This is a genomic window from Streptomyces netropsis (assembly GCF_014203545.1).
Taxonomy (GTDB): Bacteria; Actinomycetota; Actinomycetes; order Streptomycetales; family Streptomycetaceae; genus Streptomyces; species Streptomyces netropsis.
On the sequence record NZ_JACHJG010000001.1, the window covers coordinates 313,421 to 340,343 of the forward strand.

18 protein-coding genes are annotated in these 26,923 nt (G+C 72.0%); 13 read left to right on the forward strand and 5 right to left on the reverse strand.

Annotated elements, in window-relative coordinates; genetic code table 11:
- The first annotated feature begins 83 nt into the window (after positions 1-83).
- Positions 84-2,720, forward strand: coding sequence for a valine--tRNA ligase (locus tag FHS38_RS01390; RefSeq protein WP_184729797.1), 2,637 nt, complete (start codon positions 84-86; stop codon positions 2,718-2,720).
- Here the strand turns inward: FHS38_RS01390 and FHS38_RS01395 are convergent.
- From FHS38_RS01395 to FHS38_RS01415, 5 genes are all read right to left on the reverse strand, one after another.
- Entirely contained in the window at positions 2,686-3,873 is a 1,188-nt protein-coding gene (locus FHS38_RS01395; RefSeq protein WP_184729798.1) for a hypothetical protein, read from the reverse strand. The two genes, FHS38_RS01390 and FHS38_RS01395, sit on opposite strands and share 35 nt — an antisense overlap.
- 170 nt (positions 3,874-4,043) lie before the next feature.
- Positions 4,044-5,408, reverse strand: a complete 1,365-nt coding sequence (locus FHS38_RS01400) for an XrtP-associated glycosyltransferase (RefSeq protein WP_184729799.1) — start codon at positions 5,406-5,408, stop codon at positions 4,044-4,046.
- Positions 5,409-5,507: 99 nt separating this feature from the next.
- Positions 5,508-6,632: a non-hydrolyzing UDP-N-acetylglucosamine 2-epimerase gene (gene wecB / locus FHS38_RS01405; RefSeq protein WP_184729800.1), complete on the reverse strand. Its 1,125-nt coding sequence runs from the start codon at positions 6,630-6,632 to the stop codon at positions 5,508-5,510.
- A 162-nt stretch (positions 6,633-6,794) separates the two neighbouring features.
- A complete protein-coding gene (locus tag FHS38_RS01410) occupies positions 6,795-7,517 on the reverse strand; it encodes a response regulator transcription factor (RefSeq protein ID WP_184729802.1) in 723 nt (240 codons plus the stop codon).
- On the reverse strand, positions 7,514-8,665 hold the full coding sequence (locus tag FHS38_RS01415) for a sensor histidine kinase (RefSeq protein ID WP_184731033.1): 1,152 nt from the start codon (positions 8,663-8,665) through the stop codon (positions 7,514-7,516). The genes FHS38_RS01410 and FHS38_RS01415 overlap by 4 nt, the downstream gene beginning before the upstream one ends.
- 215 nt (positions 8,666-8,880) lie before the next feature.
- Here FHS38_RS01415 and folC point away from each other — a divergent pair, with 215 nt between their 5' ends.
- The 12 genes from folC (at position 8,881) to FHS38_RS01475 (ending at position 26,739) form a co-directional block, all read left to right on the forward strand.
- Positions 8,881-10,419 carry a bifunctional tetrahydrofolate synthase/dihydrofolate synthase gene (folC, locus tag FHS38_RS01420; protein WP_184729804.1) on the forward strand — a complete coding sequence of 513 codons (1,539 nt, stop codon included), beginning with the start codon at positions 8,881-8,883 and terminating at the stop codon, positions 10,417-10,419.
- Position 10,420: 1 nt separating this feature from the next.
- On the forward strand, positions 10,421-10,759 hold the full coding sequence (locus FHS38_RS01425; RefSeq protein ID WP_184729806.1) for a DUF4233 domain-containing protein: 339 nt from the start codon (positions 10,421-10,423) through the stop codon (positions 10,757-10,759).
- A 199-nt stretch (positions 10,760-10,958) separates the two neighbouring features.
- Positions 10,959-11,372, forward strand: a complete 414-nt coding sequence (gene ndk / locus FHS38_RS01430; protein WP_130877723.1) for a nucleoside-diphosphate kinase — start codon at positions 10,959-10,961, stop codon at positions 11,370-11,372.
- A gap of 285 nt (positions 11,373-11,657) precedes the next feature.
- Entirely contained in the window at positions 11,658-12,677 is a 1,020-nt protein-coding gene (locus tag FHS38_RS01435) for a rod shape-determining protein (RefSeq protein WP_130877877.1), read from the forward strand.
- Positions 12,678-12,940: 263 nt separating this feature from the next.
- Positions 12,941-13,873: a rod shape-determining protein MreC gene (gene mreC / locus FHS38_RS01440; protein WP_184729808.1), complete on the forward strand. Its 933-nt coding sequence runs from the start codon at positions 12,941-12,943 to the stop codon at positions 13,871-13,873.
- 6 nt (positions 13,874-13,879) lie between these two features.
- Positions 13,880-14,539 carry a rod shape-determining protein MreD gene (mreD, locus tag FHS38_RS01445; protein WP_184729811.1) on the forward strand — a complete coding sequence of 220 codons (660 nt, stop codon included), beginning with the start codon at positions 13,880-13,882 and terminating at the stop codon, positions 14,537-14,539.
- A gap of 40 nt (positions 14,540-14,579) precedes the next feature.
- Entirely contained in the window at positions 14,580-16,850 is a 2,271-nt protein-coding gene (gene mrdA, locus FHS38_RS01450) for a penicillin-binding protein 2 (RefSeq protein ID WP_184729813.1), read from the forward strand.
- Positions 16,847-18,046 carry a rod shape-determining protein RodA gene (gene rodA, locus FHS38_RS01455; protein ID WP_184729815.1) on the forward strand — a complete coding sequence of 400 codons (1,200 nt, stop codon included), beginning with the start codon at positions 16,847-16,849 and terminating at the stop codon, positions 18,044-18,046. Before mrdA ends, rodA begins: the two co-directional genes overlap by 4 nt.
- Before the next feature lie 39 nt (positions 18,047-18,085).
- Complete coding sequence (locus FHS38_RS01460) at positions 18,086-19,624, forward strand: CYTH and CHAD domain-containing protein (protein WP_184729817.1); 1,539 nt, start codon at positions 18,086-18,088, stop codon at positions 19,622-19,624.
- A gap of 102 nt (positions 19,625-19,726) precedes the next feature.
- Entirely contained in the window at positions 19,727-21,652 is a 1,926-nt protein-coding gene (locus FHS38_RS01465; RefSeq protein WP_184729819.1) for a TIGR03960 family B12-binding radical SAM protein, read from the forward strand.
- 177 nt (positions 21,653-21,829) lie between these two features.
- Positions 21,830-22,606 carry a TIGR03936 family radical SAM-associated protein gene (locus FHS38_RS01470; protein WP_184731035.1) on the forward strand — a complete coding sequence of 259 codons (777 nt, stop codon included), beginning with the start codon at positions 21,830-21,832 and terminating at the stop codon, positions 22,604-22,606.
- Positions 22,607-22,827: 221 nt separating this feature from the next.
- On the forward strand, positions 22,828-26,739 hold the full coding sequence (locus tag FHS38_RS01475; protein WP_184729821.1) for a ribonuclease E/G: 3,912 nt from the start codon (positions 22,828-22,830) through the stop codon (positions 26,737-26,739).
- The last annotated feature ends 184 nt before the right edge of the window (positions 26,740-26,923 follow it).

The window sequence follows — 26,923 nt, forward strand, 5'->3', positions numbered from 1 at the left end:
TCCTTACGGATCGCCCGGCCGCGCCCCGCCCCGGGGCGTAAACGGGTTCGTGAGCGGGCGGCGCCGCCCCGTAGAATCTCCCCGTGACCGAGAACACTCAGCAGAGCCCCGACAGCGGGCCGACGAACAGCAACCCCGAACTGCCGACCCAATACGCGCCGGCCGAGGTAGAGGGGCCGCTGTACGAGCGCTGGGTAGAGCGCGGTTACTTCGAGGCCGACGCCTCGAGCGACAAAGAGCCCTACACGATCGTCATCCCGCCGCCGAACGTCACCGGCTCGCTCCACCTGGGCCACGCCTTCGAGCACACGCTGATCGACGCCCTCACCCGGCGTAAGCGGATGCAGGGGTTCGAGGTGCTGTGGCAGCCCGGCATGGACCACGCCGGCATCGCCACGCAGAACGTGGTCGAGCGCGAGCTCGCCAAGGAGGGCAAGTCCCGCCACGACCTCGGTCGTGAGGCGTTCGTCGAGCGTGTGTGGCAGTGGAAGGCCGAGTCCGGTGGCCAGATCTCCGGGCAGATGCGCCGTCTGGGTGACGGTGTGGCCTGGAGCCGTGAGCGGTTCACCATGGACGAGGGCCTCTCCAAGGCCGTCCAGACCATCTTCAAGAAGCTCTACGACGACGAGCTGATCTACCGCGCCGAGCGCATCATCAACTGGTGCCCGCGCTGTCTGACCGCCATCTCCGACATCGAGGTGGAGTACCAGAACGACGAGGGCGAGCTCGTCTCGATCCGATACGGCGAGGGTGACGCGTCCATCGTCGTCGCCACCACCCGCGCCGAGACCATGCTCGGCGACACCGCCGTGGCCGTCCACCCCGAGGACGAGCGGTACAAGCACCTGGTCGGCACCGAGATCGAGCTGCCGCTCACCGGCCGACGGATCCCCGTCGTCGCCGACGAGCACGTCGACCCGGAGTTCGGTACGGGCGCCGTCAAGGTCACCCCTGCCCACGACCCCAACGACTTCGAGATCGGCCAGCGCCACAACCTGCCGTCGCTCACCGTCCTCGACGAGCGCGCGGTCATCACCGCCCACGGCCCCTTCCAGGGCCTGGACCGACTCGAGGCCCGCAGCGCCATCGTCGCCGCCCTGCGCGCCGACGGCCGCATCGTCGCCGAGAAGCGCCCGTACGAGCACTCCGTCGGACACTGCTCGCGCTGCAAGACGACCATCGAGCCGCGGCTGTCCATGCAGTGGTGGGTCAAGGTCGGCCCGCTGGCCGAGACCGCGAGCAAGGCGGTCCGGGACGGCGACGTCGCCATCCACCCCAAGGAGATGGAGTCCCGCTACTTCGGCTGGGTCGACAACCTCCACGACTGGTGCATCTCGCGCCAGCTGTGGTGGGGCCACCGCATCCCGGTCTGGTACGGGCCGAACGGCGAGATGGTCTGCGTCGGACCGGACGACGAGGCGCCCTCGGGCGAGGGCTGGCACCAGGAGACCGACGTCCTGGACACCTGGTTCTCCTCCGGCCTGTGGCCGTTCTCCACGCTCGGCTGGCCCGAGAAGACCGAGAGCGTCGAGAAGTTCTACCCGAACTCCGTCCTGGTCACCGGCTACGACATCCTCTTCTTCTGGGTCGTCCGGATGATGATGTTCGGGACGTACGCGATGGACGGCACCCCGCCGTTCCACACCATCGCCCTGCACGGCATGGTCCGCGACCAGTTCGGCAAGAAGATGTCGAAGTCGTTCGGCAACGCGGTCAACCCGCTGGACTGGATGGACAAGTACGGCTCCGACGCCGTCCGCTTCACCCTCGCCCGTGGTGCCAACCCCGGCGTGGACGTCCCGATCGGCGAGGACTGGGTCCAGGGTTCGCGGAACTTCGCCAACAAGATCTGGAACGCCACGCGGTTCGCGATGATGAACGGCGCGACCGTCGAGGGCGACCTGCCGTCCGTCGAGCAGATGTCGGCCACCGACCGCTGGATCATGTCGCGCCTGAACGCCACGGTCGCGGAGGTCGACGCGTTCTACGACGACTACCAGTTCGCGAAGCTGTCCGACACTCTCTTCCACTTCGCGTGGGACGAGGTCTTCGACTGGTACGTCGAGCTGTCCAAGACCACCTTCATTGCCGGAGGCGAGCAGGCCAAGGTCTCGGCACGGGTCCTGGGCGAGGTCCTGGACGTCACCCTGAAGCTGCTGCACCCCGTGGTCCCCTTCGTCACCGAGACGCTGTGGACGACCCTCACGGGCAAGGAGTCGGTCGTCATCGCCGACTGGCCCAAGGACTCGGGCTTCCGTGACGAGGCCGCCGAGCAGGAGATCGCCAGCCTCCAGCAGGTGATCACCGAGGTCCGCCGCTTCCGCTCCGACCAGGGCCTCCAGCCCGGTCAGCGGGTCCCGGCGCAGCTCGACCTGAACGGCACGGTGCTGGCGGCCCACGAAGGCGCCATCCGCCAGCTGCTGCGGCTGCAGCCCGCCGGGGACGGCTTCCACGCCACCGCGACCCTGCCGGTCGCCGGCGCCACCGTCGCCCTCGACCTCTCCGGCACCATCGACGTCGAGGCCGAGCGCAAGCGCCTGACCAAGGCGCTGGCCGCGGCCGAGAAGGACAAGGCGCAGTCCACGGCCAAGCTGGGCAACGAGGCGTTCCTCGCCAAGGCCGCCGAGGCGGCCGTGGCGAAGATCCGTAAGCGGCTGGAGACGGCCGAGGCCGACATCGAGCGGCTCACCGCCCAGCTGGCGGGCCTGCCCAAGGCCTAGTCCGGCTCGGGTCCCACAGAGGACCCCACGGCCCTTCCACAGGCCCCTCTTCCATCCGGTCGAGGGGCCTGTTCCGTGTCCGGCGGTCGTGCATCGGCCAGAACAGCACGTACGCCGTCGACACGGCCACGAAGCCGAGCCGGACCAGGCCCTTGGCCGATTCGTCGGGCACGACGAACACGCTCGCGTAGAGCGTGATCAGCGCGATCCAGCTCCACCACGGCACCAGCCGCCGCTGCCCGCACACGTCCCACAGGAGAGTGCCGAGCAGCACCGACGCCGTGTAGTAGGTGTAGACGCTGGGGTCGAGGAGGATGCGGGCGTTCGCGCCCAGCAGGACGACCCCCGCCCAGCGGCCCCGCCACACCGCGACCGCGCCGAGCGTGAGACCGAGCGCGGCCTGGGCCGGCCGGGCCCAGTCGGGCGTCTGGGGGTCGTCGGCACCCAGCCAGCGCAGCGCGGACGCCGGGTTGTTGGGGATCGTGAACTTCGCGGCGGCGAAGGAGTGCGGGTCGACGAGGAAGAACGGCAGCCAGGCCACCGCCACCAGACCCACGCACCACAGGCCCGCGCGCAGCCACTGCGTCCTGGGCAGGGCGAGGATCAGCGGCAGGAACGCCAGCGCGGTCGGCTTGGAGTCCATCGCCAGCGCCAGGGCGGCGCCGACGGCGGCGGCGTTGCCACGGGTCAGGAACCACACGGCCAGCGCGGTGAAGAACAGCGCGAGCACGTCGTCGAGGTGGCCGAAGCGGACCGAGACCTCGATCCACATGGGGATGAAGGCGAGCCCCGCGATCAGGACGCGCTGCCGCAGCCGCTGGTGGTTGGTGCCGGTGCCCAGGAAGTGCGTCGCGGCGCTGCGCCCGGCGAGGACCAGGATCACCAGGCCGAGCACGGACATGAACGCCGCCGCCAGGAACTGGCCCGTGTGCTCCGAGAAGGGGTTGAACAGGCCCGCCACCAGGAAGCTGATGGGCCCCATCTGGAGTTCGGGGTGGTGGGCGTAGAGGTTGAGCCCGCCGGTGCCGTCGCCCGACGAGCCCTGGTAGATCAGCTCGCCGCCCGTGCGCAGGTAGTGCCACGAGAACCCGCCGTTCGGCTCCACCACCGCGAACCACAGGACGGTCCACGCGGTGAGCAGCAGCAGGTGCATCCTTGTGCTGACTTCAGGTACCCGCACAACGCTCCCGTTTCCTCCGCCCGGAACGGCTCCGGGCAGCAGTCCCCGGCGGTCAGATGGCGACGGGGGACGGGAGGTTGTGCTGTGCGCGGGCTGTGTGACTCACCTCATGGTTTGCCGGTGACGGTCCGTAGAACGGTCCGTCAGCTCTCCACGGCCACCGGGCCGGAGAGGACCTGCTCGGCGTTGCGGCGCGTCTTGGCCCAGCCGTTGCGCCCCCGCAGCATCCGGACGAACCCCCGGGCGGACGCCGGGAACAGGTGGTACGCGTACAGCCACAGCGCGAGCCCCCACAGCAGCGCGACGAGCAGCGAGCGGCCCGGCGCGCGGTCCCGGCGGTAGACCGGGCCCCACAGCACGAACGGCAGCACGGAAATGACGGCCAGTGCGAGCACGAGCGGCCACAGGGCCAGAATGCCGCCGAGCGTCTCGCCCGCGCCCTCGTCGGCCATGGACAGGCCCAGGAGGACGAACATCACCGCGCACAGGGCCAGCGTGACCAGGTGGGCGACCGGCTGGAGGAAGGTGTAGAGCGTCTCCAGGACACCCTTGCCGCCGTAGTGGCGCGAGGAGACGATGCGCGGCGCGTAGCGGACGCACTGCAGGTTGCCCTGCGCCCAGCGGGTGCGCTGGGTGAGGAACCGGCGGCCGTGCGGCAGGCCCTCCTGGGAGACCCAGGTGTCGGCTATGTGGGCTATCCGGTCGCCGCCCAGGATCATGTGCAGACCCAGCTCGTAGTCCTCCAGCAGGGCACCGCGCTGCCACGGGCGGCGCTCGGCGGCCGCGATGCGGTCCAGGGCCGAGAGCCGGGTGAACTGGCCGTTGCCGCCGAGACCGACGGAGCCGGTGCGCCCGCGCAGCAGCTGCATCCCGGCGTTGGACACGGAGAACTCCATGTCCTGCATGCGTACCAGCAGCCGGGCGAAGGCGTTGCGGACGCGACCGCGGTCGGGCAGCGGGCGCGGATCCTCGGTGTTCCGCATCCGGACGCTGACCTGCACACCGCCGATCTCCGGGTCGCCGAAGCCGCTCGGGCCGCTGACCCGGGCCAGGGCGTGCGGGTCGAGCTGGCCGTCGGCGTCGATGACGCACACGACGACCCGCTCGCGGTCGGCGTCCTCGCCCAGGAACTGGTTCAGCTCGTCGTACGCGGCGTTGAGGGCCGCGCCCTTGCCGGTACGGGCGTTCGGGCGGTGCCGGCGCACGAGGTGGACCCGGCGGTCCGTCTCGGCCAGCTCCGCGACGATCGCGCCGGTCCGGTCGTCGCTGTCGTCGTCGATGACCCAGACGTGGGCGCCGGGGAAGTCGCTGCGCATCCGGCCGACGGTCGTGGCGACGACGGCCTCCTCGTCACGGCACGGCACGAAGAAGTGCCAGTCGTGGCTCGCGGGGTCGCCGGTGCCGGCCTCGGCCCGGCGCGTGTACGCGTGGCGGGCGCCGGCCCAGTACAGCAGGAAGCAGAGCAGGAGGAAGAAGGGGAAGACGAGCAGGAGGGGGTTGTCGAACATGTGGGGGAAGCTCCTGGGGGGGCAGCCCGTCCGGCGCTTGAGGACCGGGGTCCGGGGCGGAGCCCCGGGTACGGGAAGGGGCGGGGCGGGGGAGAAGGCCTAGGCCGCGGCGGCCAGCTGCTGCGGCGCGGCGACAGCCGCCAGCAGCGCGACGATCCGCTCCGAGGCCGACCCGTCCCCGAAGGGACTCGGCAGGGCCGCCAGGCGCTCCAGGCCCGCCGGGCCTTCCGCGAGGCGGCGCCGGGCGACGCGCCCGATCTCCGCCCCCGGCTCGACGAGGTCCGCGAAGTCCGCCATCGCCTCCGGCCGCTCGGTCGAGCGGCGGACGACGACCAGCGGACGGCCCAGGACCGTGCACTCCTCCTGGATGCCGCCGGAGTCGGAGACGAGCAGCGCGGCGTGCGCGGCCAGTGCGAGGAACTCGGCGTAGCCCAGCGGCGCGGTCACGAACAGCGGGGCCAGCAGCTCCGCCAGCCCGGCGGAGGCGATCCGGGCCCGGGTGCGCGGGTGCAGCGGCAGGACGACCGGAACGTCACCCGCGAGGGCGCCCAGCTCACCGAGGATCGCGCGCAGCGCCTCGGGGGAGTCGGTGTTCTCCGGGCGGTGCACGGTGGCCAGGACGAAGCCGTCGGCGTTCAGCCCGTGGCGGGCCAGGAGCGCGGCCCGCTCGGCGGCGTCGGGGAGCTGGTTGCGCACGGCCTCGACGACGGTGTTGCCGGTGACGGCGATCCGCTCGTCGGCGATGCCCTCGGCGAGCAGGTTGGCCCGGTTGTCCCCGGTGGCCGCGCACAGTACGTCCGCGATCCGGTCGATGAGGACGCGATTGTGCTCCTCGGGCATGTTCCGGTCGTGGCTGCGCAGCCCGGCCTCGACGTGCAGCAGGGGGATGCCGCGGGCGTTGGCGGCGAGCGCACCGGCCAGGGCGGCGTTGGTGTCGCCCTGGACGACGACGGCCAGCGGCGGCTCGGTGGTGAAGAGGGTGTCGAGCTGCGCGAGCGCCGCGGAGATCTGTACGGCCCGGGGCCGGCCGCCGATGCCGGTCAGGAAGGTCGGCTCGGGCAGGCCCAGCTCGGTCAGGAAGCGGCCCGACAGCTCCTCGTCGTAGTGCTGCCCGGTGTGGACCAGGTGCGCGGCGGGGCCGAGGAGGCGCACGAGGTCGGTGAGCTTGACCAGCTCGGGGCGGGTACCGAGGACGATGGCGATGCTGCGCGGGGGCAGGGACACGAGAGGACTCCTGGGGCTGGCAGGCGGTGACAGCTCCAGAGCCTGTGGTGCGTCGGTTGCGCGTCGGGACGGTCGTCGGTTGCCGGACGGTTGCGACCGCCGCGGGGGCGGCGAGTGGTGACTTCGGGCCCTCGCGGTTCCGGGACCTTCGGCCTGCCGGCCTCAGGGGCCTTCGGCTCCCTCCGGCCCCGCTTCGCCCTCCCCGTTCGCACGGTAGCGGTAGCCGAGCCCCCGTACGGCCTCCAGCGGGTCCGCCGCCTCGTCCCCGGCCGCCTGGCGCAGCTTCCGCCGCAGTCGCAGCACCGCGAACTTCACCCGCTCCCGGCCCCTGCCCTCCGGGTCGTCCCACACCCGGTCGAGCAGCTGATCGGTGGTGATCACCCGGCCCCGGTTGCGGACGAGCACCTGGAGCAGCCGGTACTCGATGTCGCTGAGCCGTGCCTCGTGGCCCTGCCAGACCGCCGAGCGGCGGTCGGGCACCAGCCGCAGCCCGTCGTCGAAGGAGTCGCCGGCCCAGCGGGTGGGCGCGCTGCGGCGCAGCAGCGCCTCGACGCGGGCGAGCAGCTCGTCGTTGCCGAAGGGCTTGGGCAGGTAGTCGTCGGCCCCTGCGCGGAGGCCCCGGACCCGGTCGCTCTCGGCGCCGCGGGCGGTGAGCAGCAGCACGGGCAGATCGCTCAGGTCCCGGGTGCGCTCCAGCACCTCCCAGCCGTTGAGCTGCGGCAGCCCGATGTCCAGGAGCATCAGCGCGGGCCGCTCGGCGAAGAGCAGCCGCAGTCCGTCGCGGCCGTTGTCGGCGTGGATGACCTCGTGGCCGGCCTGGGTGAGGAGGGTCCGCAGGGCGAGGGTGAGGTCGGCGTCGTCCTCGACGACGAGTACGCGGGTCATGCCGGTGCCTCTCGGGTGGCGGCCCCGGGGCGCGGGCCGGGACCGGCGAGGGGCAGCCGGATCCGGAACGCCGCCCCCTCGCCCTCCCGGCCGCCCGCCGTGATCGTGCCGCCGTGCAGCTGGACGATGGTGCGGCTGATGGCGAGCCCGAGGCCGGTGCCGGGGTAGCCGCCGTCCTGCGCGTTGGGGGCCCGGACGAAGCCGGTGAAGATCTCCTCCCGGTACTTCTCGGGGATCCCGATGCCGGTGTCGGCGACCTCGATCTCCCAGTGGCCGTCCCGGGGCGCCGCCGTGACGGTGATCCGGCCGTCCGGCGGGGTGAATTTCGCGGCGTTCTCCAGCAGATTGACGAGGACGTGCCGCAGCCGGTGCCGGTCGCCGCGGAGGGCGGGCCCGGGGGCGCAGTCCACCACGGTGAACACGCCGGGCTCCCGGCCCGTGCCGATCCGGTCCAGCACGGCGTCCTCCAGCATCCGGTCCACCTCCACGGGGCCGAACTCCAGCTGGGGCCCGGCGGCCCGCATCCGGGTGGTGAGCAGCAGATCGGAGATCACCCGCTGCATCCGCTCGGCGTTGCGCCGGATGGCGTCGAGGAAGGAGCGCTGGTCCCCGGTCAGTTCGCCGAAGGCGGGGTCGGCGAGCAGCTCGCAGAAGCTGCTGATGGAGGAGAGCGGGGTGCGCAGTTCGTGGGAGGCGGCGGCGGTGAAGGCGTTGCGCTGCCGGGCCAGCTCGGTGAGGGCCAGGTTGTCCCGTTGGAGATCGCGTTCGTTCCGCTTGCGCTCGCTGATGTCGTCGAAGAGCCACAGGGCCCCGAGGTAGGCCCCCTCGTGGCGCAGCGGTTCGACCTCCCGGCGGATGACGCGCCCGTCGTCGAGGGGGATCTCGGCCACCCGGTGGATACGACGGTGGGCCGGCATTCCGTCGAGGGCGCGGGGTCCCGTGTGATCGGCGGCGAAGAAGGCCCGTACGAGGGGGAGGACCGGCCGCAGGGGGGCGCCGGGGGAGAGGTCGACCCGGCCCGCCAGGTCGAACATGCGGACGAACTTCTGGTTGACCGCGAGCACCCGGTCGTCCGGGCTCTGCAGGAGCGCACCCGGGGGCAGCGCCTCCAGGACGGCACCGAGCCGTTCCCGGTCCTCGGACGCCATGTCGCTCACCCAGCTCTCCTCGGGCGGGGGCCCGCACTGCGGTCACCGGAGATTTCGGAAAAACCGTATGTCACGGATCCCGGCCCCGCTTGGCGTGAACCGGCCCCCGGTGGCGGCCAGTCGGGCGGCGCGGCGCCCTCCCGACGAGTGTGACCCCTGCCGCGCCAGCCCGTCCCCGGCCCCGCGCGCCGCCCCGGCTCCGTAGACTGGTCGGCGTGAGCGAGCGCCCCCTGAACGACGACCATGGCGACACGGAATCCGGTGAATCTGGCGGAAACGACCAGTTCGCCGAGATCGTCGAAGCCGAGACCGACCGCGACCCCGACCTCGCCGTGATCGAGGCGGGCAGCCGGACCCTGCGCACCCAGGGCGGGCAGCCGCAGGGCGACGACGTACCGGCCCGCCCGGCCGACCCCGAGGTGGACCGGGAGCTCCGCGAGGTGGAGGCCGAGCTGGCGGGACGCTGGGGTGAGACCAAGCTCGACCCGTCACGGGCGCGCATCGAGGCCCTGATGGACATCCTGGGCCAGCCGCAGCGCGCCTACCCCTCGATCCACATCACCGGCACCAACGGCAAGACCAGCACCGCCCGCATGATCGAGGCCCTGCTGGGCGCCTTCGACCTGCGGACCGGCCGCTACACCAGCCCGCACGTCCAGTCCGTCACCGAGCGGATCAGCCTCGACGGCGCGCCGATCGCGGCCGAGCGCTTCATCGAGACGTACCGCGACATCCAGCCGTACGTCCAGATGGTCGACGACCGCGAGGAGTACCGGCTGTCCTTCTTCGAGGTGCTCACCGCGATGGCCTACGCGGCCTTCGCCGACGCGCCCGTGGACGTGGCGGTCGTCGAGGTCGGCATGGGCGGCACCTGGGACGCGACCAACGTCATCGACGCCGGCGTCGCCGTGGTCACCCCCATCTCCCTCGACCACACCGACCGGCTCGGCGCGACCCCCGGCGACATCGCCGAGGAGAAGGCCGGGATCGTCAAGGCCGATGCCACCGTCGTGCTGGCCCAGCAGCCGGTCGACGCGGCGCAGGTGCTGCTCAAGCGCTCGGTCGAGGTGGACGCCACGGTCGCCCGCGAGGGCATGGAGTTCGGCGTCACGGCCCGCGAGGTGGCGGTCGGCGGCCAGCTGCTGACCCTGCGCGGCCTGGGCGGCGAATACCCGGACGTCTTCCTTCCGCTGTACGGGGCACACCAGGCGCACAACGCCGCGGTCGCCCTGGCCGCGGTCGAGGCGTTCTTCGGGATCGGCTCCCAGCACGCCCGCACGCTCGACATCGACACGGTCCGCAGGGCCTTCGCCTCGGTCACCTCGCCGGGCCGCCTGGAGGTCGTGCGCCGCAGCCCCACCGTCGTGCTGGACGCCGCGCACAACCCGGCGGGTGCGCGCGCCGCGGCCGAAGCGGTCACCGAGGCGTTCGGATTCAGCCGACTCGTCGGCGTGGTCGGCGCCAGTGCCGACAAGGACGTCCGGGGCCTCCTGGAGGCCTTCGAGCCGATCTTCAACGAGGTCGTGGTGACCCGGAACTCCACCCCGCGGTCCATGGATCCGGACGAGCTGGCGGGCGTGGCCGTCGAGATCTTCGGCGCGGACCGGGTCCAGGTCGAGCCCCGTCTGGACGACGCACTGGAGGCGGCGATCACCCTCGCGGAGGAAGAGGCCGAGTACGCCGGCGCGGGTGTGCTGGTGACCGGCTCGGTGATCACGGTCGGCGAGGCCCGGCTGCTGTTGGGAAGGCGCTGACATGAGAACGCTCTGCGCGAGCACCCTGATCGGTGAATTCTTCGTCATCGGTTTCGCCGGTCTGGTGGCCATGCAGACCTCCGACCTGTCCACCGGCACGGTCTGGGCGGTCAGCGGCACCGCGATGCTGCTGAGCGTGCTGCTGTGCGGCATGCTCACCCGGCCCGGTGGCGTACAGCTGGGCTGGCTGCTGCAGATCGGCCTGATCGCGAGCGGTTTCGTGGTCCCGATGATGTTCATCCTCGGGGTGGTCTTCGCCGGTCTGTGGTGGGCCTCGGTGCACTTCGGCCGCAAGGTCGACGAGGCCAAGGCCCGCTTCGCGGCCCAGACGGCGGCGTAGGCCTGGCCGGCGGGCGCCCTGCGGGCGCGTCCTCAGGGGCCGGACAGGCTTGATGTGGCTGAGCTCGGCCGCCGAGCCCGTCCGGCGTTCGAGGACACAGCACCGCTGTGCACGGGGGCCGGGCCGGGCCTGGTTCGGGAGCGCGCCCGGGCCCCTGTACTCTCTGCCGCACCACACCCTGCCTGCAAGGAGCCGCAATATGAGCCAGCGCACCCTCGTCCTTCTCAAGCCGGACGCGGTCCGCCGCGGCCTGATCGGCGAGATCGTCGGCCGGATCGAGCGCAAGGCGAACTGGACGATCAGCGCGCTGGAGCTGCGGACCCTGGACCGGGCGACGCTGGAGCAGCACTACGCCGAGCACGTCGGCCGTGAGTTCTACGAGCCGCTGATGGGCTTCATGGCCTCCGGCCCGGTCGTGGCGCTGGTCGTCGAGGGCGAGCGGGTGATCGAGGGCGTGCGCGCGCTGGCCGGTCCCACCGACCCGATCGCGGCGGCCCCGGGGTCCATTCGTGGCGACTTCGGCACCATCACCCGGGAGAACCTCATCCACGCCTCGGACTCCGAGGAGTCCGCCCAGCGGGAAATCAAGATTTTCTTTCCCGGCCTCGCCTGATACCGGATCAGGCCCGCGCCCATTCTGATCAGGGGCGACCGATTTCTTTTCGGTCGCCCTCTGGCATATGCGCGGCGAACGAGGGAACCTCTCACTCCGACACGACGTCACCATTACTGGGGCGCGCTCGTGTTCCGCCGACAATGGCGGAGGAACCCTCGCACCGTGTTCGAGCGGTCGAGACTACGATGAAGCTTCCGCGCCCCGCAGCGCACCACACCTGCCGACCTCAAGTAAGCATTCGCTCCAGCTGGGAAGGCCAGACGTATCCTCATGGGGAACAACATGTCGTTCATCGGCCGTGACATGGCTGTCGACCTCGGGACCGCCAACACGCTGGTGTACGTCAGAGGTCGCGGAATCGTCCTCAACGAACCGTCCGTCGTCGCCATCAATACCAACACCGGCGGTATCCTCGCGGTCGGCTCCGAGGCGAAGAAGATGATCGGCCGCACCCCGGGCAACATCGTCGCCGTCCGCCCGCTGAAGGACGGCGTCATCGCCGACTTCGAGATCACCGAGCGGATGCTCCGGTACTTCATCCTCAAGATCCACAAGCGGCGCTGGATGGCCCGCCCGCGCGTCGTGGTCTGTGTGCCCTCCGGCATCACCGGCGTCGAGCGGCGCGCTGTCATCGAGGCCTCCACCCAGGCCGGCGCCCGGCAGGTGCACATCATCGAGGAGCCCATGGCCGCCGCGATCGGCTCGGGCCTGCCGGTCCACGAGGCCACCGGCAACATGGTCGTGGACATCGGCGGCGGCACCACCGAGGTCGCCGTCATCTCGCTGGGCGGGATCGTCACCGCGCAGTCCATCCGCGTCGCGGGCGACGAGCTGGACAACGCGATCATCCAGCACATCAAGAAGGAGTACAGCCTCCTCCTGGGTGAGCGCACCGCCGAGCAGATCAAGATCACCATCGGTTCGGCGTACGACCTGGAGCAGGACGAGCACACCGAGATCCGCGGCCGCGACCTGGTCAGCGGGCTGCCGAAGACCGTGGTGATCTCCGCCGCGGAGGTCCGCAAGGCGATCGAGGAGCCCGTCAACTCCATCGTCGACGCGGTCAAGACCACCCTCGACAAGTGCCCGCCCGAGCTGTCGGGTGACGTCATGGACCGCGGCATCGTTCTCACGGGCGGCGGCGCCCTGCTGCGCGGCCTCGACGAGCGGCTGCGCCGGGAGACCGGCATGCCGATCCACATCGCCGAGGACCCGCTGGACTCCGTCGCCCTCGGCTCGGGCAAGTGCGTCGAGGAGTTCGAGGCGCTCCAGCAGGTGCTGGACGCCCAGCCGCGCCGCTGACGCGCGGCTGAAGACCTCCCCCGCCCGGGAGCGGGGGAGGAACGTTGCTCCGCCCCCCCCGGAGCGGCTTCCCGGACCCCTCTGCCGGGGGTCACCGGGGACCCCCGGGGGATTCGCCCCGAGGGCGTCGGCGGTCTTTGGCCGACCGCGCCCCGGCGCACCGGCGCCGCCGGGAAACAACCTGATATACAGGCAGAACGCTCCCGATGACCGGCCCGGACCCGCAGCCCGGCCGGTCCGATGAGAAGGGCACGCCGCCGCACGTGAGGGACACACGAGAGAGCCGGCTGCTGCTGGTGCTGCTGGTCGCCATCGCTTTCGCGCTGATCACGGTGGACATCCGTGGTGGCGAGCGGTCCCCGCTCGACGGTGCCCGGCACGCCGCCGCGTCGGCCTTCGGCCCGGTCGAGGAGGGCGTCGCCTCCGCCGTCGACCCGGTCGGCAACGCCATCGCCGCCGTCCGCGACTCCGGCGAACGCCACACCAGGATCAGCGAACTGGAGCGCGAGAACACCGCCCTGAAGCAGCGGCTCGGCAGCGACGACCGCAACCGCGGCCGGGTCCGCGACCTGGACGCCATGCTCAAGACCGCCGGAGCCGGCCAGTACGGCATCAAGGGGGCCCAGGTCGTCGCCATAGGAGCGGCCCAGGGCTTCTCCTGGACCGTCACCATCGACTGCGGTGCCAACGACGGCATCAAGCGCGACATGACCGTCCTCAACGGCGACGGGCTCGTCGGCCGGGTCACCACCGTCGGACCGTCCACCGCGACCGTCCTCCTCGCCAGCGACCCCAAGTTCACCGTCGGCACCCGGATGGAGAAGACCGGCGAGATCGGCTTCGCCAACGGCCAGGGCGACCGCTCCCTGCGCGTCGAACTCCTCAACGGCAAGGCCGCCGTGCGCGAGGGAGACCGCCTCGTCACCTTCGGCTCCAGCAAGGACAAGCCGTTCGTGCCCGGCGTCCCCGTCGGCGAGGTCAGCCGCGTCGAGCCCGCCGGCGGCGGACTGACCCGCACCCTCCAGGTCCGTCCCTTCGTCGGCTTCAGCAAGCTCGACGTCGTCGGCGTCGTCGTCCAGGCGCCCCGCACGGACCCGCGCGACACCGTCCTGCCGCCCAAGCCGGAAACCCCCAAGCCGGCCCCCACGGTGACCGTCACGGTCACCCCCTCCGCGAGCGCCAAGCCCAGGGACTGAAGACCGATGCGCCTCAACCGGATCCTGCTCTCCACCGTGCTCGTGGTGGTCGCCCTCGTCGTCCAGGTCAGCGTCTTCGCCCGGCTCCACCTCCCCGGAGCCGTCCCCGACCTGCTGCTCCTCGTCGTCATCGGCCTCGCCCTGGTCTACGGCCACACCAGCGGCGCCCTGATCGGCTTCGCCGCGGGTCTCCTCGCCGACCTCGCACCGCCCGCCGACCACGCCACCGGCCGCTACGCCCTCGTGCTGTGTCTCGTCGGCTATGTGGTGGGCCTCGCCCGGCCCGAGAACGGCCGGATGCGGTCGGCCACCGTGCCGATGCTCGTCGTCGTCGCCGCGGCCGTCGGCTCCACCCTGCTCTACGCGGGCGTCGGCTCCCTCGTCGGCGACACCGCCGCCCGCCACGTGGGACTGACCGGCCTCGTCCTCACCGCCGCCGTGTACGACCTGCTGCTCGCGCCCTTCACCGTGCCGCTGGTCATGGCGCTGGCCCGCCGCACCCACAACGACCCGCTCGCCGGCGACGGCTCCCCCGCGGGCGGCGATGGCTCCTACGGCTGGCTCTCCGGCGGCCGGGCCAACCGCATCGGCAGCCAGCGCGGCGGTCTGCTGGCCAAGTCGCCGAAGAACAAGGCCGGACGCATCAAGGGGGTCAAGCGACTGTGAGGCAGCGATTCACCGGTAGCCGGCGGGAGGCGGGGACACCATGAGCAACCTCCCCGAGACCGGGCGCACCTCGCGCGTCACCATCCGGCTCGTCGTCATCCAGATCCTCGTCTTCTCCCTCCTGCTCACCCTCGGCGGCCGCCTCTGGTACCTCCAGATCCGCAGCGGCGACCAGTACACGGCCGAGGCCGCCAACAACCACATCCAGCAGGTCGTCGCCCCCGCCACCCGCGGCTCGATCCTCGACGCCCGCGGCGTGCCGCTCGCCGACAACGAGACCCGCCTCGTCGTCTCCGCCAGCCGCACCGACCTGATGAAGATGAAGGACAAGGGCAAGGGCGTCCTCACCCGCCTCGCGGGCATCCTCGAACTCAAGCCCGAGGACGTCGCCGCCAAGGTGCGGCTCTGCGACGCCAAGACCCCCCAGCCCTGCTGGGCCGGCTCGCCCTACCAGCCCATCCCCATCACCGACGAGGCCACCACCCAGCAGGCCCTGCAGATCCGCGAGCGCGCCGAGGACTTCCCCGGCATCACCGCCGAGCCGACCGCCGTCCGCCGCTACGCCGGCCCCGGCGGCTCCAACACCGCGCAGGTCCTCGGCTACCTCTCGCCCGTCACCGACGACGAGATCATCAAGGCCAAGGACAGCCGCTCCCCGCTGCTGCGCTCCGACCAGATCGGCCGCTCCGGCCTGGAGCGCCAGTACGACACCGAGCTGCGCGGCAAGGCCGGCGTCACCCGCTACGAGGTCGACAACCTCGGCCGCGTCATCGGCAAGGCCAAGAGCGACAAGGCCGAGCCCGGCGCCAACATCGTCACCAGCGTCGACGCCCGTGTGCAGGCCATAGCGGAACGAGAACTGGACCAGGCGATGAAGGACGCCCGCAAGGAGATGGACCGCAACACCGGCGTCAACTACAAGGCCGACGCGGGCGCCGTCGTGGTGATGGAGTCCAAGACCGGCCGCATCGTCGCCATGGCCTCCAACCCGACGTACGACCCCAACGCCTGGGTCGGCGGCATCTCCGCCAAGGACTACCAGGGGCTCACCGGCAAGGACTCCAACTTCCCGCTGCTCAACCGGGCGATCCAGGGCCAGGCGGCCCCCGGCTCGGTCTTCAAGGTCATCTCCGCGACCGCCGCCGTCAACGCCGGCTACTCCTTCACCAACAACTACAACTGCTCCAGCTCGTACAGCATCGGCGGCCAGGTCTTCAAGAACTTCGAGTCCAAGGGCTACGGCCCCATCGACCTCGGCCGGGCCCTGGAGGTCTCCTGCGACACCGTCTTCTACGACCTGGCCTACCGCCAGTGGCAGAAGGACGGCGGCAACAACCCCAAGCACCCGGCGGACTGGTTCTACAAGACCGCCCACCAGTTCGGCCTCGGCAAGCAGACCGGCATCGACCTGCCCAACGAGGTCCGCGGCCGCGTCCCCGACCGCGACTGGAAGAAGAACTACTGGAAGTCCAACAAGGACTCCTGGTGCAAGCAGGGCAAGAAGGACGACGACAGCTACGCCGGGAAGATCGCCAAGGAGAACTGCGAGTCCGGCATGCGGATGCGCGCCGGTGACTCCGTCAACTACTCCATCGGCCAGGGCGACACGCTCGTCACCCCCCTCCAGATGGCCACCATCTACAGCGCCATCAGCAACGGCGGAACCCTCTACAACCCCACCGTCGGCAAGGCCATCGTCAGCCCCGACGGCAAGCGGGTCGAGGAGATCAAGCCCCGGGCCCACGGCAAGCTGCCCTTCGACCGCAAGACCCGCGACCAGCTCGACCGCGCCCTGGCCGGCGTCGCCACCAACGGCAGCGCCGCCTGGCGGTTCGGCGGCTGGCCGCAGAAGCAGATCCCGATGCACGCCAAGACCGGTACCGCTGAGGTCTACGGCAAGCAGACGACCTCGTGGTTCGCGACGTACACCGAGGACTACACCATCGTCATGACGATCTCCCAGGGCGGCACCGGCTCCGGCGCCTCCGGCCCGGCCGTACGCAAGATCTACAACGCGCTCTACGGCGCCGACGATAAGGGCAAGATCGACGCCAAGAAGGCGCTGCTGCCCAGGCCCGAGGCGAAGCTCCCCAGGATCCAGAAGGACGGGACCATCGAGGCCCAGGCGATCCCCAGCCCGCCCGCCCGCAAGGAGGACAAGGAGGACAAGGAGGAAGGCGCCGCGGAGAAGCCGCCCGGGACGGCGGACTCGACACGGAAGCCCGACGACCCGGACTCCACGGAGAAGCCGGACGGTCCCGACTCCACGGAGAAGCCCGACCCGGCAGCGGCAGGGGGGCAGGACGAGTGACCACCACCGACGGCTACAAAGTCCGCCGCTACAGCCCCGAGCGCGGCACCTGGGGCAAGCTCACCGCCCGCGACTCCGTCCTCCGCAGGCTCGACTGGGTCATGCTGCTCGCCGCACTCGCCCTGTCCGGCATCAGCACCCTGCTCGTCTACTCCGCCACCCGCGGCCGCACCGAGCTCAACCACGGCGACCCGTACTACTTCCTGCTGCGCAACATCCTCAACACCGGCATAGGGCTCGCGCTCGCCGTCGGCGCGGTCTGGCTCGGCCACCGCGCCCTGCGCGGCGCGGTCCCCATCCTGTACGGCATCTCCGTGCTGCTCACCGCCGCCGTGCTCACCCCGCTCGGCGCCACCATCAACGGCGCCCGGTCCTGGATCCAGCTCGGCGGCGGCTTCTCCATCCAGCCCTCCGAATTCACCAAGATCACCATCACGCTCGGGATGGCGATGCTGCTGGCCGCCAAGGTCGACGCCGGCGACCGGCTGCACCCCGACCACCGCACCGTGATGGAGGCCCTGGGCCTCGCCGCGCTGCCCATCGTCATCATCCTGCTGATGCCCGACCTCGGCTCGGTCATGGTCCTCGTGGTGATCGTGCTCGCCGTCCTGCTCTCCTCCGGCGCCTCCAACCGCTGGATCGCCGGACTGCTCGGCACCGGCGTCATCGGCTGCGTCCTCATCTGGCAGCTCGGCGTGCTGGACGAATACCAGATCAACCGCTTCGCCGCCTTCGCCAACCCCGCCCTCGACCCGGCGGGCGTCGGCTACAACACCAACCAGGCCCGCATCGCCATCGGCTCCGGCGGCCTCACCGGCTCCGGCCTCTTCCGCGGCAGCCAGACCACCGGCCAGTTCGTGCCCGAACAGCAGACCGACTTCATCTTCACCGTCGCGGGCGAGGAACTCGGCTTCCTCGGCGCGGGGCTCATCATCGTGCTGCTCGGCGTCGTCCTGTGGCGCGCCTGCCGCATCGCCCGCGAGACCACCGAGCTCTACGGCACGGTCGTGGCCGCCGGCATCATCGCCTGGTTCGCCTTCCAGTCCTTCGAGAACATCGGCATGACGCTGGGGATCATGCCCGTCACCGGCCTGCCCCTGCCTTTCGTGTCCTACGGAGGCTCGTCCATGTTCGCCGCCTGGATCGCCGTCGGACTCCTGCAGTCCATCAAGGTGCAACGCCCCGTATCCGCCTGAGGTCTGTCGGCCCGGCCGCCCGAGCATTAGATTCGCCCTATGGCGGATACCGTGCGAGAGATCGAGCGGAAATACGAAGCCGGTGACAGCGCGGGCGAGGCCCGGCTGCCCGACCTGAGCCGGGTCGCGGGCGTCGCGACCGTCGCCGACCAAGGACCGGCCGAGCTCGACGCCGTCTACTACGACACGGCCGACCGCCGGCTGGCGGCCGCGGGCATCACCCTGCGCCGCCGCACGGGCGGCTCCGACGCGGGCTGGCACCTCAAACTCCCCGTCGCCCCCGGCACCCGCGACGAGATCCGCGCACCCCTGTCACCCGGCGTGCCCCGCGCCCTCGCCGCCCTCGTCCGCGCCCGCACCCGCGACGCGGAGCTCGTCCCCCTGGTGCGGATCGTCTCCCGCCGCGAGGTCCACCTCCTCCTCGACGAGCACGGCGGGGTCCTCGCCGAGGCGAGCGCCGACGCGGTCACCGCCGCCCGGCTCGCCGACGGCGGCCGCACGGTCCACTGGACGGAATTCGAGCTGGAGCTCGGCAAGGACACCGACCCCGACTTCCTCGACGTCGTCGAACCCCATCTGCGCGAAGCGGGCCTGCGCACCTCGAAGGCCCCCTCCAAGCTGTCCCGCGCGCTCGCCGAGACCGACCCCGAGCCGCCCGTGAAGCGGAAGCCGCGCCCGGCCGAGCCGGGCAGGCCCACCGCCGGCGACCACGTCCTCGCCTACGTCCGCGCCCAGGCCGAAGCCGTCGTCGCGGGCGACCTCGACGTCCGGCGCGACGTCGACGACTCCGTCCACCAGATGCGCGTCGCCACCCGCCGGCTGCGCAGCGCCTTCCGCACGTTCGGGAAGGTGCTCGACCGCGAGGTCACCGACCCGATCGGGGCGGAGCTGAAATGGCTCGCCGGCGAACTGGGCGTCGACCGGGACCGCGAGGTCCTCTCCGCCCGCCTGCGGGAACGCGTCGACGAGGTCCCGGACACCCTCGTGCTCGGCCCCGTCCGCGCCCGGCTGCGCCGCTGGGCCGCCGGCCGCCACGCGGGCGCGCGCAAACGCCTGCTCTCCGTCCTCGACAGCGAGCGCCACCTCGCCCTCCTCGACACCCTCGACGCGCTCCTCGCCGACCCGCCCCTGCTCCCCGCCGCCGCCGACCCGGCGCGAGGGGTCATCGCCGAGGCCGTCCTGCGCGACTACCGCCGCCTCGCCCGCCGCGTCGACCACGCCCTGGCCACGGAGGCCGGGCCCGGCCTCGACACCGCCCTGCACGAGGCCCGCAAGGCGGCCAAGCGCGCCCGCTACGCCGCCGAGGCCGCGCAACCGGCCCTCGGCAAGCCCGTGAAGCGCTTCGCGCGGCGGATGAAGTCCGTACAGAGCCTGCTGGGCGAACACCAGGACAGCGTCATGGCCCGCGAAGCGCTGCGCGCCCTCGCCGTCCAGGCGCACGCCGCGGGGGAGAGCACGTACACGCTCGGGCTGCTGCACGGCCGGGAGGAAGCCCTCGCGGCCGGGTACGAGCGCGAGCTGCCGGGCCTGTGGGAGAAGGCGTCCGCCAAGCGGCACCGGGCCGCGCTGCGGGGGTGACCCCGCTCCCCCCCGGCGGTGGTGCCCGTTCGCGGTGGGGCGGGGGGTACCACTCCTCGCGTACGCTAGAGAGTCGCCCCCTGCCAGCTCCCGAAGGTCGAGATGTCTGTCGAGTCCGTCTTCCCACAGCTCGAAGCGCTGCTCCCGCACGTGCAGAAGCCCATTCAGTACGTCGGTGGAGAGCTGAACTCCACCGTTAAGCCTTGGGACAGCTGTGACGTCCGGTGGGCGCTCATGTACCCCGACGCCTACGAGGTCGGACTGCCCAACCAGGGCGTCATGATCCTTTACGAGGTCCTCAACGAGCGCGAGGGCGTGCTCGCCGAGCGCACCTACAGCGTCTGGCCGGACCTCGAAGAGCTGATGCGCGAGCACAAGGTGCCGCAGTTCACCGTGGACGCGCACCGCCCGGTCAAGGCCTTCGACGTCTTCGGGCTGAGCTTCTCCACCGAGCTGGGCTACACCAACATGCTCACGGCCCTGGACCTCGCGGGCATCCCGCTGGAGGCCAAGGACCGCACCGTCGACGACCCGATCGTCCTCGCGGGCGGCCACGCGGCCTTCAACCCCGAGCCGATCGCGGAGTTCATCGACTGCGCGGTGATCGGTGACGGCGAGCAGGCCGTCCTGGAGATCACCGAGATCGTCCGGGCCTGGAAGGCCGAGGACCGCCCCGGCGGCCGCGAGGAGCTGCTGCTGCGCCTCGCCAAGACCGGCGGCGTCTACGTCCCGGGCTTCTACGACGTCGAGTACCTGCCCGACGGCCGTATCGCCCGTATGGTGCCCAACCGCTCCGGCGTGCCGTGGCGGGTCTCCAAGCACACCGTCATGGACCTCGACGAGTGGCCCTACCCCAAGCAGCCGCTGGTCCCGCTCGCGGAGACCGTCCACGAGCGGATGTCGGTGGAGATCTTCCGCGGCTGCACCCGCGGCTGCCGTTTCTGCCAGGCCGGCATGATCACGCGCCCCGTGCGGGAGCGAAGCATCACCGGCATCGGCGACATGGTGGAAAAGGGCCTGAAGGCGACCGGCTTCGAGGAGGTCGGCCTGCTGTCGCTGTCCTCCGCGGACCACACCGAGATCGGTGACATCGCCAAGGGCCTCGCCGACCGGTACGAAGAGGACAAGATCGGCCTCTCCCTGCCGTCGACCCGCGTGGACGCCTTCAACGTCGACCTCGCCAACGAGCTGACCCGCAACGGCCGCCGTTCGGGCCTCACCTTCGCCCCCGAGGGCGGCTCCGAGCGCATGCGCAAGGTCATCAACAAGATGGTCTCGGAAGAGGACCTGATCCGTACGGTCTCCACCGCGTACGGCAACGGCTGGCGCCAGGTGAAGCTGTACTTCATGTGCGGCCTGCCCACCGAGACCGACGAGGACGTCCTCCAGATCGGTGACATGGCGGTCAACGTCATCGCCGAGGGCCGCAAGGTCTCCGGGCAGAACGACATCCGCTGCACGGTCTCCATCGGCGGCTTCGTACCCAAGCCGCACACCCCCTTCCAGTGGGCGCCGCAGCTCTCCGCCGAGGAGACCGACGCGCGCCTGGCGAAGCTGCGCGACAAGATCCGCGGCGACAAGAAGTACGGCCGCTCCATCGGCTTCCGCTACCACGACGGCAAGCCCGGCATCATCGAGGGCCTGCTCTCGCGCGGCGACCGCCGCGTCGGTGCCGTGATCCGCGAGGTCTACGAGTCCGGCGGCCGCTTCGACGGCTGGCGCGAGCACTTCTCCTACGACCGCTGGATCAAGTCCGCCGAGAAGACGCTGCCCCCGCAGGGCGTCGACGTCGCCTGGTACACCACGCGTGAGCGCACGTACGAGGAGGTCCTGCCCTGGGACCACCTGGACTCCGGTCTCGACAAGGACTGGCTCTGGGAGGACTGGCAGGACGCGCTCGACGAGACCGAGGTCGAGGACTGCCGCTGGACGCCGTGCTTCGACTGCGGTGTCTGCCCGCAGATGGACACCTCGATCCAGATCGGCCCGACGGGCAAGAAACTCCTGCCGCTGACGGTCGTCAAGTAGGCCGCTGAAGCCTCCCGTGAAGGCCCCGCCGCACCGGCGGGGCCTTCACGCGTTCCGACCCACCGGGGCGCGCCCCCGCGTGAGGCACGTACTCTAGGTAGCAGTACGACCGCTCTCACGAAGGACTGAACGACACTGGGCAAGCGACAGCCCGAAGGTCCGCCGCCCGCACCTGTGGTGCAGCGCATTCGTCTGCGCTACACCAAGCGCGGCCGCCTTCGGTTCACCAGCCACCGCGATTTCCAGCGCGCCTTCGAGCGGGCCCTGCGCCGCGCCGACGTCCCCATGGCGTACTCGGCGGGCTTCTCCCCGCATCCCAAGGTGTCGTACGCCAATGCCGCACCCACCGGCACGGGCAGTGAGGCCGAGTTCCTGGAGATCCAGCTCGCCGAGTTCCGCGACCCCGGGCAGCTCAGGGAGCTGCTCGACGAGTCGCTGCCCGACGGGCTCGACATCACGGACGCGGTGGAGGCCCACACCTCCTCGTTCGCCGACCGGCTGCAGGCCTCCCTCTGGGAGCTGCGGCTCGACGGGGTCGAGGTAGCGGACGCCGAGCGGGCCGTGGCGGCCTTCCTCGCCGAGGAGACCGTCGAGGTCCAGCGCCGGACGAAAAACGGGTTGCGGACCTTCGACGCCCGTGGCGCGGTGGCCCGACTCGAAGCGCGTCAGGCCCCGGCCGATAGGCCCGGCGGCGGTGCCTGTGCGATACTGCGGCTGGTTGTTCGGCATTTGACACCTGCCGTTCGACCCGACGACGTCCTGTCCGGTCTCCGCGCTACGGCCGACCTGGCGCCGCCGGTCCCCGCTGCGGTGACCAGGCTGGCGCAGGGGCTGCTCGATGAGGAGTCCGGCACGGTGACCGATCCGCTCGCGCCCGACCGCGACGCCGCCCCGGCCGCCCCATCCACGGCCGCCGGGCCGAGCGCCGCGAAGGTGCCGGAAGGTTCCGCGTAGGACGGCCGTCGTAGCGCCGCCGATCCACCAGGGAGCCACCCGGGTCCGGCAGGCGCACTGACCAGGAGACTTTCGCCGGTGCCGACAACTCGGCCCCGGCGAGCGAGACGACAGCTCCCGTGCGGCGACCGCGCCCCGGACGGCGGTACCGCGCACATCACGCGGACCGCCGGGTCGGATCACGACGCGGCGCCCGGGAGCGTGACGGGAGAACCGCCCGCATGCTCGAATCTATTGAGCCCACCGAGCCCGAGAACGCGCCCAGCGCACCCGGGAACAACTCCGACGCAAGCCCCAGCGACACGCTGCCGCCCCGACGCCGCCGCCGTGCGGCGTCGCGCCCGGCCGGTCCGCCGGTGGCGGAGACCGCCGCCGTGCAGCCGGCCGTGACGGCCGCCGCGACCGAGGCCGCTCCGGCCGAAGCCGCACCCGTCGCCGAGACCCCCGCCGCCACCGAGGCGGCACCCCCGGCCCGTCCCCGCCGCCGCGCGACCCGTAAGGCGACGGCTCCGGCCGGTGCGCCGCGTGCCTCCGCCGCGGAGACCGCCGAGGCCGCTCCGGCCGCCGCTCCCGCCGAGGCCCCCGCGCCGGTGGCCGTGGAAGCCGCCGCCGAGCCCGCCGCCGAGGTCCAGGACAGCAAGCCGGCCCGTACGCGCCGCCGCGCGGTCCGCAAGGCCACCGCACCGGCGGGTGCCCCGCAGGCCGCCGAGACCCCGGCCGAGGCCGCTCCGGCCGCCGCTGTCGCCGAGGCCCCCGCGCCGGTCGCTGCGGAAGCCGCCGCCGAGCCCGCCGCCGAGGCCGAGGAGGCCCCGGCCGCGAAGCCGGCCCGTACGCGCCGTCGCGCCACCCGTAAGGCCGGCTCCGCCGCCGCGCCGGAGGCGCAGCCCGCCGAGGCCGTGGCCCCGGCCGTGCAGGACGAAGAGGCCGAAGAGGCCGAGGAGACCGAGGACGAGGCCGTGGAGGCGGTCGCCGTGGAGGCGCCCGCGAAGCCGGCCCGCGGCCGTGGCCGTCGTCGGGTCGCCCCCGGTGACGCCGAGGCCGCCACCCAGGCCCTCGAGGCCGCGAAGGCGGAGAGCCGCCGTGCCGCCGAGGCCGCGGAGACCGTCGCCGAGCCGGCCGAGCCCGCCGCCACCGGTGGCCGCCGTCGCCGTGCCGCCGCCGCGGACGGGGAGCCGGAGGCTCCCGCGCGCGGCCGTCGCCGTGCCGTGCGTCCGCCGACCGCCGTGTTCCAGGCGCCGGTGTTCGCCGAGCCCATGTTCCAGACCCCGGAGACCGCCGCCGCGGCCGCCGCCGCCTCCGTCGTGGAGGAGGAGCAGCCCGAGGAGGAGCGCGTCGAGACCGAGCGGCCCGCCGCCGACCGCGGCCGCCGTCGCCGTCGCCGTCGCGGTGAGGCCGCCGAGGCCGAGCCGGTCGTGGCCGAGGAGCGCACGCCCGCCGCCGAGCCGGTGGAGGAGCCCGAGGAGGCCCAGGACGTCGAGGACGCCGAGGACGGCGCGCAGGACGACGAGGAGTCGGGCGACCGCCCCTCGCGTCGTCGCCGTCGTGGTGGCCGTCGTCGCCGTCGTGGTGAGGCCGCCGAGGGTGAGGGTGAGGGCAGCGAGGACGAGACCGAGCGCCGCGCCGAGGCCGCCCTGGAGCCGGAGGCCGAGCAGGACGCCGAGTCCGCCGAGGACGGAGCCGAGGACGAGGACGCGTACGGCTCCTCCAGCAGCCGCCGTCGCCGTCGCCGCCGTCGCCGCAGTGGCGACGCCGCGGAGGCCGAGGCCACCGGTGACGACCCGGAGCGCACGGTCGTGAAGGTCCGTGAGCCGCGTGAGTCCCGCAAGCGGGAGGAGCGCGAGCCCGGCACCGGCTTCGACGAGGTGCAGTCCATCAAGGGCTCGACCCGCATGGAGGCCAAGAAGCAGCGCCGCCGTGAGGGGCGCGAGCAGGGCCGCCGCCGCGTGCCGATCATCACCGAGGCCGAGTTCCTGGCCCGCCGTGAGGCCGTCGAGCGCGTCATGGTCGTGCGCCAGAGCGGTGAGCGCACCCAGATCGGCGTGCTGGAGGACAACGTCCTCGTCGAGCACTACGTCAACAAGGAGCAGGCCACCAGCTACGTCGGCAACGTCTACCTGGGCAAGGTCCAGAACGTGCTGCCGTCGATGGAGGCCGCGTTCGTCGACATCGGCAAGGGCCGCAACGCCGTCCTGTACGCCGGTGAGGTCAACTTCGAGGCGCTCGGCATGGGCAACGGCCCGCGCCGCATCGAGTCCGCGCTGAAGTCCGGCCAGTCCGTGCTGGTCCAGGTCACCAAGGACCCGATCGGTCACAAGGGCGCCCGCCTGACCAGCCAGGTCTCGCTCCCCGGCCGCTACCTGGTCTACGTGCCCGAGGGCTCGATGACCGGCATCAGCCGGAAGCTGCCCGACACCGAGCGCGCGCGGCTGAAGCAGATCCTCAAGAAGATCGTCCCCGAGGACGCGGGCGTGATCGTCCGTACCGCCGCGGAGGGTGCGAGCGAGGACGAGCTGGCCCGTGACGTGCAGCGTCTGCAGGCGCAGTGGGAAGAGATCCAGAAGAAGGCGAAGAGCGGCAACGCCCCGACCCTGCTGTACGGCGAGCCGGACATGACCGTCCGGGTCGTGCGCGACATCTTCAACGAGGACTTCTCCAAGGTCATCGTCAGTGGTGACGGCGCCTGGGAGACCATCCACGGCTATGTCTCGCACGTCGCCCCGGACCTCACCGACCGGCTGCAGAAGTGGACGTCGGACGTCGACGTCTTCGCCACGTACCGGATCGACGAGCAGCTGATGAAGGCGCTGGACCGCAAGGTCTGGCTGCCGAGCGGCGGCTCGCTGGTGATCGACCGGACCGAGGCGATGGTCGTCGTCGACGTCAACACCGGCAAGTTCACCGGCCAGGGCGGCAACCTGGAGGAGACGGTCACCAAGAACAACCTCGAGGCGGCCGAGGAGATCGTGCGCCAGCTGCGGCTGCGCGACCTCGGCGGCATCGTGGTGATCGACTTCATCGACATGGTGCTGGAGGCCAACCGGGACCTGGTGCTGCGGCGTCTGCTGGAGTGCCTGGGCCGGGACCGCACCAAGCACCAGGTCGCCGAGGTGACCTCGCTGGGTCTGGTCCAGATGACCCGCAAGCGGGTCGGCCAGGGCCTGCTGGAGTCCTTCTCCGAGTCGTGCGTGCACTGCAACGGCCGCGGCGTGATCGTCCACATGGACCAGCCGACGACCGTCGGTGGCGGCGGCGGTGGCAAGCGCGGCAAGAAGAAGGGCAAGGCCGGTGCCGGTCAGCCCGAGCACGACCACGTCCACGAGTACGCGGCGGAGGAGCCGGCCGAGCCGATCGAGGCCGCCCCGTCCGCCGAGGTCGAGGCCGAGCTTCCCGAGCTGGAGCCCGTCGCGGTGACCGAGGCGGACCTCCAGCCGTCGGTCGGCGGGGACGAGGAGTGGTTCGGCAGCCCGACCGAGGCGAAGGCCGCGGCGTCGCGCGGTGGCCGTACGCGCCGTCGGGCGACCCGCAAGGCGTCCGCCCCGGCGGGTTCGCCGAAGGCGGCCGAGCAGCCGGAGCCCGAGATCGTCGTGGAGCCGGTCGCGCCGGCCAAGGCCCCCGAGCCGGTCGTGGAGCCGGTCGTCGAGCCGGCCCCCGAGGCGAAGGCCGAGGTCCCGGCGGACGTCGAGAAGGAAGCCGCCCCGGCCGCTCCCGTCCGTACGCGCCGCCGTGCGGTCCGCAAGGCGACGTCCCCGGCCGGTTCGCCCAAGGCGGCCGAGGAAGCCGCTGTGATGGTCGTGGAGACGCCCGCGAAGGTCGTCGCCGAGCCGGAGCCGGAGCCCGTCCGGGCCGAGGAGCCGGCGGCCCCGGCCGAGCCGGTCGAGTCGGTCGAGGCGGCCCCGTCCGCCGAGGAAGCCGAGACGGCGGCGCCCGCCAAGAAGGCGGTCCGTAAGACGGCCGCCAAGAAGGCGCCGGCGAAGAAGGCCACCACCGCGAAGAAGGCGACGGCGGCCAAGAAGACGACGACCGCCAAGAAGGCCACGGCCAAGAAGACCGCCACGAAGACGGCGGCCAAGAAGGCCCCCGCGAAGCGGGCGGCGAAGAAGACGGCAGCCGCCGCCTCCTCCGCCGAGGACTGAGCTGTACGGGGTCCGGGTCCCTTACGGGGCCCGGGCCCCGGTTTGACCCCCCGGACAGGGCCCCGTAACCTTGTCCTTCGGCGTCTGTACGCCAACCCCTGAGCAAATCCCTTCCGGTGAATTCCGGGAGAGGCCGCTCGTCCATTCGGATATGCGCGGGCTGCACGCCCGTGTGAGCGGCTGG